Genomic DNA, 2,171 nt, shown 5'->3' with positions numbered 1-2,171 from the left:
GGCGGCCTTGGCCCACTCTGGCGTGTATAGGAGTTTTACTTGTGGGGTGCCCGTGGCGATGGTATCTATGTTGTCTGAGTGAGTGCCGACGGGCTGTATGATTACCTTGGAGTCGCTCGCGGGCCTTACGGAGCCGGTTGTCTCGAAGCTTACCTTTACCAGCTTGTCGGCGAGCTTGTTTCCTCCTTGGAGCAGGTTCACTACGATGTAGTCGTCTACCGCTCTTAGCACCCTTCCCGTGATTTCGTAGGGCTCATTTGGGTTTGCTGGCCTTATCCTAATTCTGTCTAGCTCGATTTCAAGCGGCGGGACTATAAATATCTCCAGCTGGCCGGGGCTGACGGCGCCTGTGACTGTGACTGTCATTTGGAAATTAGAGGGCGCCTTGCCCCAGAGCTCGCGTGGCTGCACTTTTATCTCGGCGCATTTCCGAATGTCGACGGTCTTTAGCTCTGTCTTCACAACCGCCTTTGTCACGGGGTCTAGGATCTTGGCCTCTATCCTGAGGACGACTCCGCTGTCGATTCTAACTCTCCGCCAGCCCCCCACTTCCTCTACGGAGACTCGCCTGCCGTCTATGTAGGCCGCCACTTCGGAAAGGCCCACTACCTTAAAGGTGTAGTGGTCACCGACGCACGCCGTGTCGCTCCCCACGATGAATTGGGCGGTTGGCATGGGGGAGGAGATCGTTGCCGGGGTCTTGGCGCTGATGGTGAAGGAGGCGCCGTACGTGTTTATAGTTGCCGTCTTGGTAGAGGGATCGTAGTGCCCCAAGCCGCATTGGTCAACCAGCGTCAGGGGGATGGTCGCGCAACGATCGGCGAATGTGGGGGATGTTTGGAAGATTAGCTCCACGTTGTCTGGGTCCTGGGCATGTATTCTGTAGAGTCCGAGTGACCCCGATATAGAGGCCGAGCCTGTTCCATTGAACACGAGGGTTTCCCAGCTCCAGAGCCACTGGCTGAAGGCTTGTTCCAGCTCCTTGGCGGTGGGGGAGAATAGATAAACGCCGCCGGTCTGTCTCGCGATGTATCTGAGCTCTGCCTCGTTTACATCCTTTCCGAGGCCTATGGCGTAGACTGGAGCGGTGATCTTTATCCTGCTCAGCGCCTGGGCTGGCGGCGTGCCGACGTTGTGTTGGCCGTCTGTGAGCAGAACCACAGCCCCCGTGCCGCCGAGGAGCTCGAAGGCCGCCGTTAAGGAGTCGCCTATGTTTGTGCTACCTCCGGCGGATAACGCTCCGAGATCGCGCTTCAGCTTGGTGTAGTCTGTGGTAAGGGGACTTACCACCCGGGGCCTGTCCGAAAAGGCGATTAGGCCGATGGGGACCTTGCCTCCAGCCAGGATGTCCACCACTGTGCTCGCCACGCGTTTAGCGGTTTCCAGCTTCTCCCCGGCCATGCTCCCCGAGACGTCTATAACCAATACCACTGCCCTTATCTGCCGCCCCGTAACGTTTGCCGTTGCCTCTAGGTGGTAGAAAACGGGGGCGCATAACTCGCGGAGTGCTAGCCTAATCTGCCTAACTACGGGTCCAGGGTAGACGTGGGCATATATCACGCCGTCGGTGTAGAGCACGGAGGTGTGGGGGTAGGGCGTGATGCCAGGCGCATCCAGCGTATCCAGCGACACGCCGCATAGCGATCCAGAGACGGAGGCCAGCGGGGAGAGGCCGGGGGAGAGCGAGTAGAGCCTAACCTCGGGCTTTGCTACGTAGTATCTCCTCTCCAACTCGCCGATCCTCACCCTTATGTAGCCGGGGAGTTCGGCCCTGCCGCACCATGTTAAGCCCCCTCTCCAGCTCAGACCCGGCACGTCCACAACCCCCCGGGGTATGTCGAAGTCGCTCAGGTCTACGCAGAGCGTGGAGTTGTGGAGAAAGACGTGGATCTTAGGTGCCACCACAGCCGGAGCCTCGGCCACGGTAAAGTTGTACACCAACTCGCCATCGATATACACCGCGAATCGCCGAGTGCCCGGCGGTAGCTCGGCGGTGAAAACAAGTCTTTGGACTACGGGCCCCCCAAATGCCGACACCTCTGGCCTTATCACTGTTGTAGTTCCGTTGCCCGTGGCGACTATCTCTATCTTCCTAGAGGGGTTCACCCCGTAGACGACGCCGCGTATATACCTTCCCCGTGCCTCCACCTCGCTGAGTGCGGGTCTTGGGC

Annotated in this window: 1 protein-coding gene; it reads right to left on the bottom strand. The window is 59.1% G+C overall.

Features of this window, described 5'->3' with window-relative positions; genetic code table 11:
* Positions 1–2,148: vWA domain-containing protein (locus ACP5J3_RS13510; RefSeq protein WP_428496164.1), on the bottom strand; the 2,148-nt coding region annotated here is incomplete at its 3' end.
* Between the last annotated feature and the right edge of the window lie 23 nt (positions 2,149–2,171).

This window comes from Pyrobaculum sp. (genome assembly GCF_049971835.1).
GTDB lineage: Archaea > Thermoproteota > Thermoprotei > Thermoproteales > Thermoproteaceae > Pyrobaculum.
The sequence above is the reverse complement of the archived record's forward strand: the minus strand, read 5'-3'. Positions and strand labels throughout refer to the sequence as shown.